We start from the raw sequence: 17,086 nt of genomic DNA, 5'->3' as shown, positions 1-17,086 counted from the left end.
TCATGTCCGAAAACCTCACCAGGGGTCACCGTTCCCCGGGGACGACCCTCGTCCGGGTGAAGACCACGCCGTCGTGGTCGCTGCTCGCCGCCGGAGTCGTGCTCGGGGGCCTGCTCGGCGGCGCCTACGGCGTGGTGAAGCCCCCGACGTACACGGCCACGAGCTACGTCATCGCCGTCCCCACGGACAAGGGCGATCCGTCGGCCGCGCTCGGCTTCGCCCAGGCCTACGGCCGGGTCGCCACCCAGCTCGCCGTGCTCGGTGACGCGCAGGTGCGGGCCGGTGTGCCGATGAAGACACTCCAGGCGAGCGTGCGGACGGCGACGTCCCCGGACGCTCCGATGGTCGCCGTCTCGGCCACCTCCTCGCGCCCCGGGCGCGCCGCCGCCATGGCCAACGCCGTCAGCAGCTCCCTGACCCGGCACGCCAACGACAGCCGCAACAGCACGCACGTCGAGCTCCTGTCGTTCTCCCGCGCGGTGAAGCCGATCTCGGCGTCCTCTCCGTCCCCGACGGTGACGGGTCTGGTCGGCGCGAGCGCGGGCGGGCTGCTCGGCGGACTGGTGCTGCTCGTCCGCCCCCGGCGGGTCGCCGACACCGTCCGCCCGGCCTCCGTCCCCGGCCCGGCCACCGCCGCCGACGTGCACGGACAGCTGTGAACGGGACTCTCCACGCCGGCGTACGCAGGGCCGCGCGAGCCGAGATCATCACCGACGAGCGGGAGTTCGCCGACCTGGCGCAGGCCTGGGGGCGGCTGTACCGACGGTGCGCCGCCGCGACCGCGTTCCAGAGTCACGCGTGGCTGCATTCCTGGTGGCTGTCGTACGGAACACCGGGAAGGCTGCGTCTGGTGGTCGTCCGCGAGGGGGACGAACTGCTCGCGGTCGCGCCCCTGATGCGGGTCCGCCGTCCGCTGCCCGCGCTCGTGCCGCTCGGCGGGGCGATCTCCGACTACGCGGACGTGCTCCTCGACGACGAGCACGCCGACCGGGCGGCGGAACTGCTCACCGCCGGCCTGTCGGCCGCCGCACGGACCGGGCTGATCGACTTCCGCGAGGTCCGCCCCGGCGGTGCGGCGGAGCGGATCTACGAGCACTGGCGCGGCCCGCGCCGCCGGCTCCAAGATTCCCTGTGCCTGGAGCTGCCGGCCACCTCGATGGACGAGCTGGTCAACCGCCTCCCCTCGTCCAAGGCCCAGCGGGTACGCGCCAAACTGCGCAAACTCACCGCGCTCGGCGTCGAACAGCGGGTGGTGGCCCCCGACGAGGTGGACCTGGCGCTGCGCCGTCTGCTCGAGCTGCACGCGTTGCAGTGGGAGGGCCGGAAGGTGACGTCCGAGCACCTTCATGAGCGGTTCTCGGAACATCTGGTCCGTTCGGTGGGCCCGATGGTGCGGTCCGGGGACGCGGTGGTCACCGAGTTCCGGCTCGACGACACCGTGATGGCCGTGGACCTCACGCTGCTGTCGCGCCGCCTGGCGGGCGGCTATCTCTACGGTGCCCATCCGCGACTGCGTGAGCGCAAGGCGGACGTGGCGGTGATACTGCTCGACGCCTGCTCCCGGCACACCGAGGCGGGCGGGCGCGGGGCGCTGAGCCTGCTGCGGGGCGACGAGCCCTACAAGCGCCACTGGCGCCCGGAGCCCGTCGTCAACCAGCGGCTGCTCCTGGCCCGCCGGCGTACGGCGGCGCTCATGTCCGCCGTCGTCTTCGACGTCGCCGCGCGCCGGCGGGGCAAGGAGTTGCTGAGGAGCTGGAGGGAACGCGGTGGCGGCGGGGCCTGAACCGGCCCGCCGCCACCCGGGGCTCACCTGTCGCGCGACCACCAGTCGCTCGACCACCAGGCGGGCGCCGCCCAGTCGGGTCCCGTCCAGTCGAGGTTCAGGCACACCGGTCCGCCGATCCAGTACTCCACCCACTCGCCGAGCTCCAGCTTCGAGCAACCGGGCGGTGACGCGGGCGCGACGGGCTCGAGCGGGTCCGGCGTCGATGTCGGGTCGGGGTCCGGCTCGGTTGTCGAGGCCGGGGACGGCGTCGGGTCCGGGGACGGCGTGGATGCCGGGACCGCGATCGGCTCCTTGGTCTCCGGGGTCGACGTCGGGGTCGGCGTCGTGACCGGCGTCGGATCCGTCGTCTTCACCGGAGCCGGAGTCGGTGTAGGCGTCAGAACCGAGGTCGGACCCGTCGTCTTCACCGGAGCCGGAGTGGGCGTAGGCGTAGGCGTCAGAACCGTCGGAACCGGACTCGGATCGGTGGTCGGGACCGGCGTCGGAGTCGGTGTCGGCGTCGGCGTCGGCGTCGGCACGGGAGTCGGTGCCGTCGTCGGGGCCGGAGTCGGATCTGTCGTCGGGACCGGGGTCGGCGTCGGATCCGTCGCCGGGCCGGCGAGGTCGGACAGCGCGGCGCGGTAGACCTCGGACGCCTGCGGGTTGTCCTCGCACTGCCACACGCCGTGCGGGCAGTAGTCGGTGAGCGTGTTGTACAGCGGCTTGTGCTCGCCCATCCACGCGAGCATGCGCTTCACGTACGTGGGGTTGTCACCGTTCCGGAAAAGCCCCCATTCAGGATAGGAAATGGGCTTGCCGTGGGCTCTCGCGAAGTCCACCTGCGCCTGGAGCCCGTACGGCTCCGTCACCTGCTCGTCGAACGAAAGTCCCGACGGCTGGTCGTACGAGTCCATGCCGATGACGTCGACCGTGTCGTCCCCCGGATAGCACTCGGTCCAGGGAACGCCGTCCAGGCCGCGGTTCGGGGCGAAGTCGAACCGGAACCGCTGGCCCGGCACCGCCCGCATGGTGGTGACGATCCTGTTCCAGTACCTCTTCCAGGCCTCCGGGTCGGGACCACAGCGATGGGTGTACGTGATGCCGTTCATCTCCCAGCCGAGCACGACGACCGTGTCGGGCACCTTCAGCTGGACGAGCCGCTCGGCGAGCGCGCGGAAGTGGTGGTCGAAGGCCCCGTCGGCGGCCTGGCGCAGCAACGGGCGGACCTCGTCGTCGGACAGCCCGTCCTCGTTGCGCTCCATCATCGGGACGTTGAGCACGAACATCCGGTCGTCCCGCTCGCGCCGCCAGTCCGCCCAGGCGTCCAGGAATCCGGGAGCGCCCTCGATGTCGCTCCAGTGGCCGCCGGGCAGATACGTGTGCGCGACCCGCAGGTCGGTGCCGCCCAGCCACTGGCTGAGCTGTTCCATACGGGCGATACCCCTGGGCCCGGAGTCGAGGTAGGCGCCGAACGGGGGCAGTCCGGCGGGGCGCTGTTTGAGGGAGCCCTGCCCGGCAGGAGCCTGTGCCGCAGGAGCCGGCGCCGCGGCAGTCTGTGCGGCGGGGGCCTGGGCCGCCGGGGTCTGTGCGGCCGGGGTCTGTGCGGCGGACGGCATGGGCGTCGTTCCGGTCGCGGTGGTCGCGACGGGCCGCACGGGCACGGTGGAAGCCCCGGCCGGGCCGGCGGGCGCCGACGACCCGGCCGGGGTCGCGCCGTCGCCGGTGGTCGAGGAGGTCACGGGCGGTGTCGTCGCCGTGGGTGTCGGAGCCGGCGGGTCTCCCACCCGCACCGACCCGGCGCCCAGGGCGTATCCCGGACCCGACGCAAGGGCGACCGACGTGACGATGCCGGCCGCGACGAACGCCAGTCTTCTGTTCCTGGGCCGTTGCTGCTCTGGGGCCACGCCTGCTCCTCTCTCCTCTTGGCACTCCGATGTGCATTCCGATTACTGACAGGCAGTCATACAAATCCCTCCTCAGCCAACGGAGCCCTCGGCCTCGGCCTCTGATGATCACTCACACGGGTGACCCGCCCCCGTCACCGCGTCGGCCCGCGTTCCCGCCGTCCGCGTTCCCGGCGCGTCGCCCCTCCGTTCCCGCCCCGGCCCCTCGCCGATCCCGATCCCGCCCCCTGCCCCCCCTGCCCCCGATCCGAAGGAAGCCCGTGCCGACTCTCGACACCCGGGTCCCCGCCGTCCTGCTGCGTATCGACCGGAACCCCTTTCACCACGGAACGCTGGGAGCCGCACGCTCACTCGGCAGAGCCGGTGTGGAGGTGCACGTCGTCGCCGATTCCGAGGGAAGTCCCGTCCGCAGATCGCGCTTTGTGTGCGCAACGCATCCCCCGCCGCCGCCCGGTTCCTCCACCGCCGACATCGCCGCCGTATTGCGCCGAGTGGCCGCCCGGATTTCCCGCCCGGCCGTACTGGTCCCTATGGATGACGCGAGCGCCCTGGCCGTGAGCCGGCTGAACGAGGAACTCGCCTCCGGGTTCCTGCTGCCCCGGCAGCCCGTCGCCCTGACCGAACGCGTCGCCGACAAGGCCGAACTGGCCGCCGTGTGCGAGAGCGCGGGCGTTCCGCACCCGGTGACCCTGGTTCCGCGGAGCGCGGCCCAGGCGTCCGCCGCGGCCGCGCGACTCGGGCTGCCCGTGGTGGCCAAGTGGAGCCGCCCCTGGCTGATCCCGGCCGGGACGGGCCTGCGCAGCACGGTGGTGGTCCGCTCGGAGCGGGAGGCGCGGGCCCTGTATCTGCGCACCGAGGAGGCGGGCAGCCGGCTGCTGCTCCAGGCCTTCCTGCCGCCGGGGCACGACCGCGACTGGTTCTTCCACGGATACGTCGACCGGTCCGGCGTGACCCACGGAGGCGGCCCCGGGCGCAAGCACCGTGCGTGGCCCCGCGGCGCGGGCCTCACGGTGGTCGGCCGCTGGACGCCCAACCCGCGGCTCCAGTCCCTCGTCGAGAGGCTCACCGAGGCCCTGGGCTACCGCGGCATCTTCGACCTCGACTTCCGCCGGGACGCCGAGGACGGCCGCTATCACCTGCTCGACTTCAACCCCCGTCCCGGAGCCCAGTTCCGGCTGTTCGCGGACGGGTCGGGCCTGGACGTCGTACGCGCCCTGCACCTGGATCTGACCCACCGTCCGCTGCCCGCGCCGGCACCCCTGCCGGGCCGGACGTTCGTGGTGGAGAACTACGCCCCGTTCGGGGCGCTGCGTCCTCGGCCCGCCGGGCGGGAACTGGCCTGGCACGCGCTGGACGACCGCGCCCCGGGGAGGGCGCTGTGGGGGCTGTGGGCCCGCCATGTGGCCTCGCGCCTGACGCAGCGCGCCGGCCGTCCGCTGCCCGGCCCGGCCGCCGGGGCGCGAGCGGTCGCGTCGCCCCGGGTCTCCGGACCGACGGCCGGCCCGCCGCGCCAGACACCCGGGGCGACGGCCGGACCGCGCGGGGCCGCGACGGGGGCGGGGAGCCCGGTCGGCGCGGACTCGACCGTCGTACGGCCGCGCGGCGGCCCGGTCCCGCGCGCGGATGCCCGGCGCCGTCACGTGACCGCCCGCCCGGCCGCCCTCCCCGCGGGGTCCGTGACCCGCCTCCCCGCCGACGACGAGAAAGCGAGCAGCTGCTGATGTACGACCTCTTGGTGGTGGGAGCCGGCCCGTACGGCCTGTCCATCGCGTCCCACGCCGCGGCGGCCGGGCTGAGCCTGCGCGTCCTCGGCCGGCCCATGGCGTCCTGGCGGGACCACATGCCCCGCGGCATGTTCCTGAAGTCGGAGCCGTGGGCGTCCAGCCTCTCCGACCCCGACGGCCGGCTGCGCCTGGAGACGTACTGCGCGGGCCGGGGTGTGGCGGCCCGGCACGGCGAGCCGATCCCGGTCGAGCTGTTCGCCTCCTACGGCCTGTGGTTCGCCCGCAACGCCGTGCCCGGGGTCGACGAACGCATGGCCGTCCGCGTACGGGCCTGCCCGGGGGGCTTCGAGGCCCTGGTCGACGACGGCGAGGTGCTGCGGGCCCGCACGGTCGCCCTGGCCATCGGCGTGATGCCCTTCGTCGAGGTGCCGGCGGCGCTGAGCGCCCTCGGCCCCGAGCAGGTGTCGCACAGCAGCCATCACCCTGACCTCGCGCGCTTCCGGGGGCGTGACGTCACGGTGATCGGCGGTGGCCAGGCGGCCCTGGAGACCGCGGCCCTGCTCGCCGAACAGGGCACCCGGGCAAGGGTCCTGGCCCGCGCCGACCGGCTGGGCTGGAACGACGTGCCGCCCGCTCTGGAGCGGCCGTGGTGGCGGTCCGCCCGCGCCCCGCACAGCGGTCTGGGCTGCGGCTGGCGCAACTGGTTCTACGCCGAGCGCCCCGGTGTCTTCCGCCGGCTGCCCGAACCCACCCGGGCTCGGATCACGGCCGGCGCGCTGGGCCCGGCGGGTGCCTGGTGGGTGCGCGACCGTGTCGAGCCGGTGGTCGAGCTGATGCTGGGCCACGAGGTCACCTCGGCCTACACCTCGGGCATCGGGGTACGGCTCGAAACGGTGGACCGGGACGGCACGGCGAGGTGTCTGGAGACCGACCACGTCATCGCGGCCACGGGGTTCAGGGCGCGGCGCGAGCGGCTGGGCCTGCTCGACGACGATCTGCGCGCGAGCCTGGCCGCGGTGCCCGACGGCTCCCCGTACCTCGGCCGGGACTTCGAGTCGTCGGTGCCGGGTCTCTTCATGGCGGGTCTGATCACCGCCTCCGGTTTCGGGCCCGCCATGCGCTTCGTGCACGGGACCGGCTTCACGGCGGGCACCCTCGTGCGCGGTGTACGGCGACGGCTGCGCACGGGACCGGCCGGCGGACGGATTCCGGCTCCCGGGGCGCGCCGTCGGCGGGGATCGGACCTGGGGCTCGGCTCCGGGCACTGACGCCGACGGCGGACCGGGCGCCACGATCGCCCCGGGTGCCGGACGCGGGGACGCGCGTCCGGCACCCGGGGCGGAGCGTCACGGACGGGCCGCGAACCGGTTTCGCCGGTACAGCAGGGCGCCACCCGCCAGCAGGGCGGCACTGGCGGCCGAGGTGGCGAACAGCCCCTCGCCGCCGGTCTCGGCCAGCGTCTGCGGCGGGGTGTACTGCCGGTGCACCGCGACCGGCGGGGCGGGCGGCTGCTCACGGACGCCGGGCGGGTTGTACGAGGTCGGCGTGAACGGAGTCTCCGTCGGCGGCTGCTCGTGGGCCCTGGGCGGGTGCGGGTGGGTGCAGGGCGCGTGCGGAGTCGTCGCGTGGCCCTCCGGGCCGTGGTGATGGCCGCACTGGTTGCCGAACGCGGGGTTGCCCAGGCCGACCGCGTTCACCGAGTTGCCGCAGACCTCGACCGGGACGTCCACCGGGATCTCCGCGTGGTTGCCCGACAGGACACCCGGCGAGCCGTACGCCCCGCCGTACGCCGAGGAGCCGTCCCGACCCCCGTGGTGGCCGCCCGAGTCGCCGTGGCCGGAACCCTGACGTCCGGAGTGGCCGTGGCCGGAGTCTCCGTATCCCGAGTCTCCGTACCCTGAACCGCCGTATCCCGAGCCGCCGTATCCCGAGCCGCCGTGACCCGAGCCGGCGCGCTCGCCGCCGTATCCACCGTGGGCGCCGTAGCCCGAGTCGCCGTGGCCGGAACGGCCGTCGTGTCCGCCGTAGCCGCCGCCCGCGTGGCCGGCGCCGCCCTGACGGACCTCGCCTCCCCTGCCGCGGCCGGGGTCGGTCTCGTGCGCCGACCGGTGCGGGGCGGCCTGCGGGCCGTGCGAACCCCCGCCGTTGACGCAGGAGTTGCCGAAGGACGGGTTGAGCGCGGCGATGATGTCGACCGTGTTGCCGCACAGGTTCACCGGCACGTTCACCGGGACCTGGATGTTGTTTCCGGACAGCACGCCGGGTGAGTCGGCGGCGGTCGCGGCCGCTTTCGAGTCCGCGAAGGCCGGACTCGCGTACAGGGACATGAAGCCCGTCGCGGCCGCGGCCACGGCCACTCCCCTACTCAGGTTCTGTCGCACTCTTGTTCTGTCTTCCTGTTGGTAGAAGTGAGGCCGGCCTCGAGGCCGCGGAGGCGGTCCAAGGCCGGCCGTGGCACAGCCGGAGGCCGAAGTGCCGAGGGGTCAGTGGTTGGAGCAGCGGTTGCCGATCGCCGGGTTCAGCAGACCGATGACGCTGACCGTGTTGCCGCACACGTTGACGGGGATGTGGATCGGGAGCTGGATCACGTTGCCCGAGAGGACACCGGGAGAGTGAGCGGCGACACCCTTCGCACCTGAGTCCGCGAAGGCCGGGGCACCCATGCCCAGGGCCATGATCGCTCCGGCGACGACAGCAGCGCTCTTCTTGTGCTTCACGTGCTTTCCCTTCTCTGCGGTCATGCCCCTTTGTCGGCCGAGGCCGAGCGAGCACAGCTGAGCGGCTCGCGCCATGACCTGCGGGCTGTAAACGACGGACCGACGACCCAAGAAACTGTGAACCGTAGGCCAATTGGGAATTCACTCGAATCGCCCCGTACCGAATCGACACGGAAACTCCACAACAGCAGAAACGCTCCTTCCGGAAGAGAAGCGTTTCACCGTCAGGGAATGTCAACCCGACAGAAATGTAATTCAGACAAACGACGGGAACGGGGTGCGCGGCCCGGGGCGTCAGTTCGAACCCGGCGCGCCGCCCCGAGCCGGGGGCGGAGGGTCGGCCGCGGTCTTCGCCGCTGCTCAGAGGCCGACTCGGCCGACGGTCCGGGCACGGTTCTCCCGGGGAACCCCGCGTCCCGTTCCACCCTCCGCCTCATATCGGAAAATCGGAGTCGACGGAATCGACTGCGCGACATCACCCGATCGGGCTGACCCCTCCGCCCGCATTCCTGGAACCTCCGGACCAGGAAGGGGACCGACACGCCACCCACAGGGGCCATCGGGGTGAACCGCAGCAACTATGCATCCCGGGCCCAGTTGTCCAGTTCGCTCCGGTGGACGGGGTTTATCCAGAAGGGATCAGTACGTGATCAAGAAGGTTATGGCTGCCGCGGCGATCGCCGCTTCGGTCGTCGGAGTCTCGGCCGCCGCCGCGCCTCAGGCGCTGGCCATCGGGAACGACGGCGGCGTCACCACCGCCAACGGCAACGGCGCCGCGCAGATCTACGGAAACCAGGCCACGTACGGCACCATGAGCCCGCAGATGGCGCTCGTCCAGGGTTCCCTGAACAAGCCCTGCGTCGGCCTCCCGGCCAAGCTCAACGCCCAGAGCCTGGTCGGCGCGACGCCGATCGGCGTCCAGGACGTCCCCGTCCTGTCCGCCCCGCAGAACCAGCAGTGCACCGAGAACTCCACCCAGGCCAAGGGCGACGAGCCGCTCTCGCACATCCTGGACAACATCCCCGTCCTCTCCGGCAACGGCGCCAGCCGCAGCTGACCCGTCCGGGGAACGTCCTCCACCACACACCCGCAGCACCGTGATCACGAAGCGGCTCCGTTCGGAGTCCGCTCTCCGAAAGGGCAGAAGACCGACCATGAAGAAGCTCTGGGCGACCGCGGCCATCGCCGCTTCCCTCGTGGGTGCCGCGGCGGCCGCCGCGCCCCAGGCCCTCGCCATCGGCAACGACGAGGGCGTCACCACCGCCAACGGCAACGGTTCCGTCCAGAAGTACGGCAACCAGGCGACCCACGGTGACATGAGCCCCCAGCTCGGGCTCGTCCAGGGTTCCCTGAACAAGCCCTGCGTCGGCCTCCCGGCCAAGCTCAACGCCCAGAGCCTGGCCGGCCTGACGCCGATCGGCGTCCAGGACGTCCCCGTCCTGTCCGCCCCGCAGAACCAGCAGTGCACCGAGAACTCCACCCAGGCCAAGGGCGACGAGCCGCTCTCGCACATCCTGGACAACATCCCCGTCCTCTCCGGCAACGGCGCCAGCCGCAGCTGACCGCTCGGGCACCACGAACGGCGGGCCGCTCCCCGGAGCGGCCCGCCGTCTCGTGTGTCCGGTGCGGATCCCCGCCCCGCGTCCCGTCGGGCGGCTACCCGTCGCAGCCCGCGCCGCAGACGTGCAGGTCGTCGGCCTGGCCGATCGCGGTGGCGAGGGTCGAGACGTCCCGGTCCTCGGTCCCGTTCGCCAGATCACGGGCGCGGGAGGCCAGCCGGGCCAGCGGGAGGCCACCGGGCAGCGAGCTCCAGCGGGCGTCGCCCGAGCGCAGGGCGTCGGCGAAGTAGGCGGCCACGGCGGTGACCTGGAAGGTCCGGGGGGAGGTCCAGACGTCGCCGCCGAGCGAGCCGGTCTCCAGGCGGCCGTACTCCTCGTGCGGGACCCGGGAGTCGGGGTCGAGCCAGCGGACGGTCGCGGTGGCGAGATGGCCTGCGGCGCCGGGGCGGGTGCGGACGGCGTACAGCGCGGTGACCGTGTGGCCGGGGCCCACCTCGCCGCCGTCCACCCGGTCGTTCCGGAAGTCCTCGTCGGCGACCTTGCGGTTGTCGTAGCCGATCAGCCGGAACTGCTCGACCGTCTCCGGGTCGAAGGCGACCTGCGCCTTGGCGTCGCGTGCCGTGAGGTCGATGTTCCGCGGAAGCTGGTCGCAGAAGACGGTGAGGGCGTCGTCGCGGGTGGAGACGTACGTCGTGTGGCCGTCGCCCTTGTCGGCGAGGCGCTCCATGAGGGCGTCGCCATACTCGCTGCCCACGCCGACACCGAAGAGCGTGATGCCGTGCTCACGGCGGGCGTCGGAGATCCGTTCGAGGATGCTGTCCGCGTCCGTGTCACCGGTGTTGGCGAGGGCGTCGGAGATCAGGACGACCCGGTTGGTGGCACCCTCGCGCAGTCCCTCCACGGCGGTCGCGTAGCCGGTCCGCACGCCCGCGCCGAGGTTGGTGGAGTCGGTGGGCTCCAGCCGGTCGATCGCCCGGTGCACGCGTTCGCGGTGGTCGCCGAGCCGGGTCATCGGCAGGACGGTCTCGGCCTCGGCGCTGAAGGTGACCAGGGCGACCGAGTCGTCGTCGCGCAGCCGGTCCGTCATCACGTCGAGGGACTCCCGGGCCAGGTCGAGGCGGCCCGGCTCGGACATGGAACCCGAGATGTCGATGACGAAGGTGAGGGCCGCGGGCGGGCGTTCGCTCTCCTTCTCGGCGGCGCGGGTGGCGAGGCCGACCCGGACGAGGGACCAGCGGTCGTCGCCGGTGCGGGCGCCGTCGACGGTGACCGAGAAGCCGTTGCCGTCCGGACGTTCGTAGTCCTGCCGGAAGCTGTTGACGAACTCCTCGGGCCGGATCGTCGAGGGGTCGGGGGCGTGGCCGTCCGCGAGTTCCCGGCGGGCGTAGCCGTAGGAGGCGGTGTCCACGTCGAGGGCGAAGGTGGAGAGGTAGTCGGGGGACGGAGCGACGGGAGCGTCCGACTGTTCGCCCTGCCGGTCGCCCTCGTCCGTGCCGCCCGACGGCTGGACGGGGGCCGGCAGCGGGAGGTTCTTCCCGCCGGACTTGTCGGCGCTGTCCGAGGAGTTGCTCCCGCTGCCCGCGCCGCATCCGGTGAGCAGCACCGCGCCCGCCACCGTCAGGGCGAGCAGCGACCCGCCGAGCCTTCGGCGGCCCGCCGTCCGGCCGCCCCCGCCCGGGCGGCCCGCGGCGGCCGCCGTCCGTTCGTCGTGCATCCCCATCTGTGCCCCCTCGGCTTACGGCCCTCGTGTGGGCCGGCATGTGTGACTGTGACGGCCGAGGGGGCCGGAATGTGCGCTCGGGAGCGTTGCGGAACGATCTCGAAGCGGCCACGACGAGGGGCCGCCGAGACCGGTGGGTGACCCTCCGGAGACCCCTACGACACGATGTCCTTGCGCGCGAACCCGCGGAAGGCCAGGGCGAACAGGACGAGCGCGTACGTCACCGAAACGGCCGCGCCCTGGATCATCCCTCCCCACTCCATGGTCGGCTGGACGGCGTCGGCCCAGGCGAACTGCCAGTGGGCGGGCAGGAAGTCGCGCCAGTGACCGAGCGCGGTGACCGCGTCGAGCACGTTGCCCACGATGGTCAGGCCGACCGCGCCGCCGACCGCGCCGAGGGGGGCGTCCGTCTTCGTCGACAGCCAGAACGCGAGTCCCGCGGTGACCAGTTGGGACACGAAGATGTACACGATCACCACGAGCAGCCGCTGGGCGGCGGTGCCCGCGGAGAGCGCTCCTCCGGTGGGGATCTCCAGCGGGCCCCAGCCGTAGGCGGCGGTGCCCACGAGCAGGGCGACGACCGGCAGCAGGACCATCGCCGCGAGGCTGAGGCCGAGCGCGACGGCGAGTTTGGACCACAGCAGCCGGGCTCTGGGCACGGGGGCCGCGAGCAGATAGCGCAGGGAGGACCAGCTCGCCTCGGAGGCGACGGTGTCGCCGCAGAACAGCGCGACCGGGATCACCAGCAGGAAGCCCGCCGAGACGAACAGGTTCACCGCGGCGAAGTTGGCACCGGACGCGGTGGCCGTGTCCAGCAGGGTGATCCGGCCGTTGCGGGCGCCCGGTTGGCCGCCGATGGTGAACGCCGCGAGCAGGACGAGGGGCAGGACCGCGAGGACCGCCCCCATCACCAGGGTGCGGCGGCGCTTCAGCTGGCGCAGCAGCTCGACGCGCAGCGGCAGGGTGTGGCGCGCCCGGTACCCGTCCGCGGTCTCGGTCCGCTCGAGAAGCGTGCTCATGCGGAGCCTCCGATCAGGGTGAGGAACGCGTCTTCCAGACGGCGGTGGGGGCCCACCGACGCCACCGGTACTTCGAGGCGCACGAGTTCGACGACCAGGTCCCGTGCGCTGCCGTCGGCGTCGAGGCGGACCAGCAGTCCGCCGTCGGTCGCGACGGCCGAGGTCACCCCCGGCAGTGCGCCCACCTTCTCGACGACCGGTCCCTCGACGGGCGATTCGGTGCCGACGAGCAGGGTGTCGCCGGAGCCGATGATCTCGGACACCGGGCCCGCCTGGACGAGCCGGCCGCGGTCCATGACCACCAGGTGGGTGCAGGACTGCTCCACCTCGGCGAGGAGGTGGCTGGAGACGATGACCGTGCGGCCCGCCGCGGCGTACCGGATCATGACCTCGCGCATCTCGCGGATCTGTGGCGGGTCGAGGCCGTTGGTGGGTTCGTCCAGGATCAGCAGGTCCGGGAGTCCGAGCATGGCCTGGGCGATGGCGAGGCGCTGGCGCATGCCCTGGGAGTAGGTGCGGACCGCGCGGGCGAGGGCGTCGCCGAGTCCGGCGATCTCCAGGGCCTCCTCCAGGTGGGCGTCCGCGGAGGGACGGCCGGTGGCCCGCCAGTACAGCTCCAGGTTCTCGCGGCCGGAGAGGTGCGGGAGGAAGCCCGCGCCCTCGACGAAGGCGCCGACCCGGGAGAGGACCGGGGCTCCCGGACGGATCGCGTGTCCGAAGACGCGGATCCCGCCCTCGTCGGGTTCGATGAGGCCCATGAGCATGCGCAGGGTGGTCGTCTTGCCCGCGCCGTTCGGGCCGAGCAGGCCGAGGACCTGGCCCTTCTCCACCTGGAACGACAGCTCCCGTACCGCGTACCGGTCGGCCGACCTGGCGTAGCGCTTGCTCAGGCCGGTGATCCGGAGCGGGACCTCGGACAGTTCGGGGTCGGGCGCCGGGGCGCTCGTGCGGCGGCGGCCGGTGACCAGCAGGGCCAGGGCTGCGAGCGCGCCGGTGAGCGGCAGCCACCACACCCAGGAGGGCAGCGACGTGGCGGCGGTCCTCACCCCGGGGGCCGTCGGCACCTGGAGGTCGCTGCCCAGGGAGACGGTGTACGTCGCCGGGGCGGCCGGGGACGCGTAGCCGAGATCCGTCGAGGCGAGGACCAGGCGCAGCCGGTGGCCCTTCCGGACCTCGTGGTCGACGGCGGGCAGGGTGACGCGTACGTCCTCGCCGGTCTTCGCGTCCTCCACGCGGAAGGGGGTGACGAGCTGGGAGGGCAGCACCTGCTGGGTGCCGCCCGGGCCGACGTCGTACACCTTCCCGAAGAGGACGGCGTCGCCGGTGCTCGACGCGACGCGCACCGTCACGGTCGGCGAGCCGGTGATCCGCAGGTCGTCGCGCAGGGGCGCGGACTCGAAGCGGGCGTACTGGCCGGGGAAGTCGAGGGAGACGCCGACGCCGAGGGAGGAGAGCTGGGTGAGGCCGCCCGTGCCGCCGAGGCCGGGCAGGGCCGAGATGGCGGGTGGGCTGGCGCCCGCCGGGTTCTGGAAGTCCTGTTCGCGGCCGGCCAGCGGGACGGCGTGCCGGCCGCTCTCCAGCCCGGGGTAGGTGTCCGCGCTCGCGCCGCGCAGCTGGGCGGCGCCGTCGGTGGAGTCGATGCCTCCGGTGCGGGTGACGCGGAAGGCCGGGCCGGTGTCGGCGCCCTTGTCGTCCTTCAGGTAGCGGTCGAACCAGGAGCCGACCCGGGAGGTGACGCGGTCCGTCTCCCGGTCGCCGCCGTCGTGGCCGCCGGAGATCCAGTCGACGTCCACGGGTGCGCCGTTGGCCTTGATGGCCTCGGCCATCTCGTCGGCCTGGCCGAGCGGGAAGAGGGAGTCGGTCTGGCCCTGGGTGATGAGGGTGGGCACCTTGATGCGGTCGCCGACGGCGGACGGGCTGCGCTCCTGGAGCAGTTTCGTCGCGGCCGCGTCCGGCTTCCCGGACTCCGCGACCCGGTTGTACATCGCGCACAGTTCGTCCTCGAACCGGTCGCAGCCGCCGCCGGAGTTGATGAAGAGGCCGGCCCAGACCTTCTTGAAGACACCGTTCGGGAACAGGGCGTCCGCCAGGTTCCAGTAGGTGATCGACGGGGCGATGGCGTCGACGCGCGGGTCGTTCGCGGCGGCCAGCAGGGAGACCGCCCCGCCGTACGAGGCGCCGGCCACGCCCACGCGCGGGTCGCCGCTCGCGTCGAGCCGGACCTCGGGGCGCTTCGCCAGCCAGTCGACGAGCCGGGAGACGTCGGCGACCTCGCCGTCGGGGTCGTTCAGTCCGATCCTGCCGGTGGACTCGCCGAAGCCGCGCGCGGACCAGGTCAGCACCGCGTACCCGTCGCGGGCGAGTTCCTCGGCCTCGCCGCGGACGTCGGTCTTGCTGCCGCCGAAGCCGTGCGCGAGCAGGACGGCGGGGCGGCGGGACGAGGAGGGGCCCGCGGTGAAGTACGAGGTGTCGATCCGTACCCCGCCGTCCGTGGTCATGACGCGGTCGGCGCGGTGCACGGCGGGGGCGTCGCCGGAGGCGGCGGCCGTCCAGGTGCCCGCGCCGGCGAGCAGCAGGACGGCCGCGCCTGCGGCCGCCCGTCTCCCGCGGGCTCGCGCCGTCGTGCGAGCGGGGAGTCGCTCCCGGCGCGGCCCGCGCGGCCGGGGCAGTCGAAGATCCATGCCTCAACGGTACGGGCGCCCTCGGACAAGCGGTGCAGCCCCCGGGGTGAACCCGTCGACCTCCCACGGGAGTACGACACGGGTTGCGCGTACCGCGTCCGTGGTACGAACGCCCCATGGAGCTGCGCCGCGCCACCACGGTCGGGGAACTGACCGCCGCCGAGTACCTCTTCGACCGTCCCGTGCGTCCCGAGTGGGCCCGGCGGTTCCTGGACGCCCAGGGCCACCATCTGTTCCTGGCCTACGAGGGCGAGGTTCCCGTCGGCTTCGTCAGCGGCGTGGAGACGGTCCACCCGGACAAGGGCGCCGAGATGTTCCTGTACGAGCTGGCGGTGGCCGAGGGGTTCCGGCGGCGGGGCACCGGGCGGGCGCTGATCCGTGAACTCGCCTCCCTGGCACGGGAGCGCGGCTGCTACGGGATGTGGGTGGGGGTGGACACGGGGAACGACGTCGCCCTCGCCACCTACCGCGACGCGGGTGGCGAGGACGACGGGACGTGCACGGTGGTGACGTGGGACTTCGGCTGAGGCCCCTTCGGCGGTACCACCCCGGCGGGGCGGGCGGTCAGGCCTGCGCGTCCTCGGGGATCGACACCAGCCAGCGGGTGTCGCGGCGCGGGCGCAGGTAGAGGGCCCAGTAGAGGGTGGCGACGGCGGTGATGCCGCCGGTCCACAGGAGGTAGCCGGTCTCCTGCCGGCTGAGGACGTACGCGAGGACCGCGATCAGGAGGACCGGCACGCCGGGCCACAGCGGCATGCGCCAAGCCTGCGTGTGCTTGTGGGCGCCGCGGCGGCAGAGCAGTGCGGCGACCGCGACGAGCAGGTACATGGCCGTCACGGAGACGCCCGTGACGCCGTACAGGGTGTCCAGGTCGACGAAGCAGAGCAGCGCGCCGGGGACCCCGACCGCGAGCGTGGCGACCCAGGGGGAGCCGAAGCGGCCGAGCTTGGAGAAGACGTGGTTGACCGGCTCGGGCCAGGCCTTGTCGCGGGCCGAGGCGAACAGGACGCGGGAGTTCTGGATGACCATGACGATGCCCGCGTTGATGATCGCGAGGGCCACGCAGAGGCTGACGAAGGTGCCGACGGCGGAGTTGGACCAGGCGGTGACCATGGAGCCGAGGTCGCCCTCGGTGAGCTGGCCGATGTCGGAGGCGCCGAGGGTGATGGCGACGACCGGGACCAGGATGATCACCGTGGAGATGGCGAGGGTGGCCAGGACCGTACGGGCGACGTTGCGGCGGGGGTTCTCCAGTTCCTCGGAGAGGTAGACGGCCGTCGAGAAGCCCTGGGTGATGAAGAGGGCGATGGCGAGTCCGGAGACGATCAGCATGGCCGTCACGGTGTCCGTGTGTCCGCTGGGGCCGGTCACCTGCATCGAGGTGAGGCTGTCGAGGCCGCGGTGGCTGTGGGTGAAGCCGAGGAGGGCCACGACACCGGCGGCGATGACCTCCAGGACCAGGAAGATGCCGGTGATCCAGGCGTTGGCGCGCAGGTCGAGGAGGCCGGCGAGGGTGGCGAGGAGCATCACGCCGGCGCCGGTCATCGCCGGGTCGAGGTGCACGATCGGCGCGAGGTAGTCGGCCGTGCCGATCGCGATCACCGGCGGGACGATCATGACGACCAGCAGGGAGAGCACGAAGACGAGCCAGCCGGCGAGGCGTCCGGCCATCGTCGACACCATGGCGTACTCGCCGCCCGCGCTGGGGATGAGGGTGCCCAGCTCCGAGTAGCAGAAGGCGACGGCGACGCAGAGGAGCGAGCCGATCGCGATGGTCAGCGCGGTCGCCGTGCCGAGGGAGGAGAACAGGTCGGGGACCACGACGAACAGGGTCGACGCGGGTGTCACGCACGAGAGGGTCAGCAGGGTGCCGCCGACGACGCCGATGGAGCGCTTGAGCTGCTGGGGGTTCCCCGTGTCCGCGGGGGCTGTGTCCAGGACGGCGGTCTCTACGGGGCGGAGCGTGTCGGTCATGAAGCGGTTCCGATCGACTCGTG

The 17,086-nt window shown here is 73.0% G+C and carries 13 protein-coding genes and 1 pseudogene; 7 read left to right on the top strand and 7 right to left on the bottom strand.

Going from position 1 to position 17,086, the window contains the following annotated elements; all coding sequences use genetic code 11:
• The first annotated feature begins 2 nt into the window (after window positions 1-2).
• Complete coding sequence (locus ACFYW7_RS01495; RefSeq protein WP_389496968.1) at window positions 3-659, top strand: lipopolysaccharide biosynthesis protein; 657 nt, start codon at window positions 3-5, stop codon at window positions 657-659.
• Window positions 656-1,783 (top strand): GNAT family N-acetyltransferase, encoded by a 1,128-nt coding sequence (locus ACFYW7_RS01490; RefSeq protein ID WP_389496967.1) that lies wholly within the window; start codon window positions 656-658, stop codon window positions 1,781-1,783. Before ACFYW7_RS01495 ends, ACFYW7_RS01490 begins: the two co-directional genes overlap by 4 nt.
• A gap of 461 nt (window positions 1,784-2,244) precedes the next feature.
• On the opposite strand, the pseudogene ACFYW7_RS01485 reads toward ACFYW7_RS01490, so the two are convergent.
• Window positions 2,245-3,669: pseudogene (locus ACFYW7_RS01485) on the bottom strand (glycoside hydrolase family 26 protein); the annotation flags it as partial.
• A gap of 260 nt (window positions 3,670-3,929) precedes the next feature.
• Here ACFYW7_RS01485 and ACFYW7_RS01480 point away from each other — a divergent pair.
• On the top strand, window positions 3,930-5,390 hold the full coding sequence (locus ACFYW7_RS01480) for an ATP-grasp domain-containing protein (RefSeq protein WP_389496966.1): 1,461 nt from the start codon (window positions 3,930-3,932) through the stop codon (window positions 5,388-5,390).
• The gene (locus tag ACFYW7_RS01475) at window positions 5,390-6,661 is read left to right on the top strand and encodes an NAD(P)-binding domain-containing protein (RefSeq protein ID WP_389496965.1); all 1,272 of its coding nucleotides are present in this window, start codon (window positions 5,390-5,392) and stop codon (window positions 6,659-6,661) included. Before ACFYW7_RS01480 ends, ACFYW7_RS01475 begins: the two co-directional genes overlap by 1 nt.
• 78 nt (window positions 6,662-6,739) lie before the next feature.
• Here ACFYW7_RS01475 and ACFYW7_RS01470 read toward each other — a convergent pair whose 3' ends face one another.
• Window positions 6,740-7,774, bottom strand: a complete 1,035-nt coding sequence (locus ACFYW7_RS01470) for a chaplin (RefSeq protein ID WP_389496964.1) — start codon at window positions 7,772-7,774, stop codon at window positions 6,740-6,742.
• A 102-nt stretch (window positions 7,775-7,876) separates the two neighbouring features.
• On the bottom strand, window positions 7,877-8,134 hold the full coding sequence (locus ACFYW7_RS01465; RefSeq protein WP_389496963.1) for a chaplin: 258 nt from the start codon (window positions 8,132-8,134) through the stop codon (window positions 7,877-7,879).
• A 622-nt stretch (window positions 8,135-8,756) separates the two neighbouring features.
• Between ACFYW7_RS01465 and ACFYW7_RS01460 the strand changes: the two genes are divergently transcribed.
• Together ACFYW7_RS01460 and ACFYW7_RS01455 are read left to right on the top strand one after the other, a co-directional pair.
• Window positions 8,757-9,167 (top strand): rodlin, encoded by a 411-nt coding sequence (locus tag ACFYW7_RS01460; protein ID WP_389496962.1) that lies wholly within the window; start codon window positions 8,757-8,759, stop codon window positions 9,165-9,167.
• A gap of 97 nt (window positions 9,168-9,264) precedes the next feature.
• Window positions 9,265-9,672 carry a rodlin gene (locus tag ACFYW7_RS01455; protein WP_389496961.1) on the top strand — a complete coding sequence of 136 codons (408 nt, stop codon included), beginning with the start codon at window positions 9,265-9,267 and terminating at the stop codon, window positions 9,670-9,672.
• A 94-nt stretch (window positions 9,673-9,766) separates the two neighbouring features.
• On the opposite strand, the gene ACFYW7_RS01450 is transcribed toward ACFYW7_RS01455, so the two are convergent.
• The 3 genes from ACFYW7_RS01450 to ACFYW7_RS01440 form a co-directional block, all read right to left on the bottom strand.
• Window positions 9,767-11,383, bottom strand: coding sequence for a von Willebrand factor type A domain-containing protein (locus tag ACFYW7_RS01450; protein WP_389498506.1), 1,617 nt, complete (start codon window positions 11,381-11,383; stop codon window positions 9,767-9,769).
• Window positions 11,384-11,544: 161 nt separating this feature from the next.
• Window positions 11,545-12,408, bottom strand: a complete 864-nt coding sequence (locus ACFYW7_RS01445; protein WP_389496960.1) for an ABC transporter permease — start codon at window positions 12,406-12,408, stop codon at window positions 11,545-11,547.
• On the bottom strand, window positions 12,405-15,089 hold the full coding sequence (locus tag ACFYW7_RS01440) for an alpha/beta fold hydrolase (RefSeq protein ID WP_389496959.1): 2,685 nt from the start codon (window positions 15,087-15,089) through the stop codon (window positions 12,405-12,407). Before ACFYW7_RS01440 ends, ACFYW7_RS01445 begins: the two co-directional genes overlap by 4 nt.
• Window positions 15,090-15,205: 116 nt before the next feature.
• On the opposite strand from ACFYW7_RS01440, the gene ACFYW7_RS01435 reads away from it, so the two are divergent.
• Window positions 15,206-15,616 carry a GNAT family N-acetyltransferase gene (locus ACFYW7_RS01435; protein ID WP_389496958.1) on the top strand — a complete coding sequence of 137 codons (411 nt, stop codon included), beginning with the start codon at window positions 15,206-15,208 and terminating at the stop codon, window positions 15,614-15,616.
• A 37-nt stretch (window positions 15,617-15,653) separates the two neighbouring features.
• Here ACFYW7_RS01435 and ACFYW7_RS01430 read toward each other — a convergent pair whose 3' ends face one another.
• Window positions 15,654-17,063 (bottom strand): APC family permease, encoded by a 1,410-nt coding sequence (locus ACFYW7_RS01430; protein ID WP_389496957.1) that lies wholly within the window; start codon window positions 17,061-17,063, stop codon window positions 15,654-15,656.
• Window positions 17,064-17,086: the final 23 nt, after the last annotated feature.

The organism is Streptomyces sp. NPDC002580 (genome assembly GCF_042889485.1).
Classification (GTDB): Bacteria; Actinomycetota; Actinomycetes; order Streptomycetales; family Streptomycetaceae; genus Streptomyces.
Note: the sequence above shows the minus strand (reverse complement) of the source record. Positions and strands in the feature narration are given on the sequence as shown.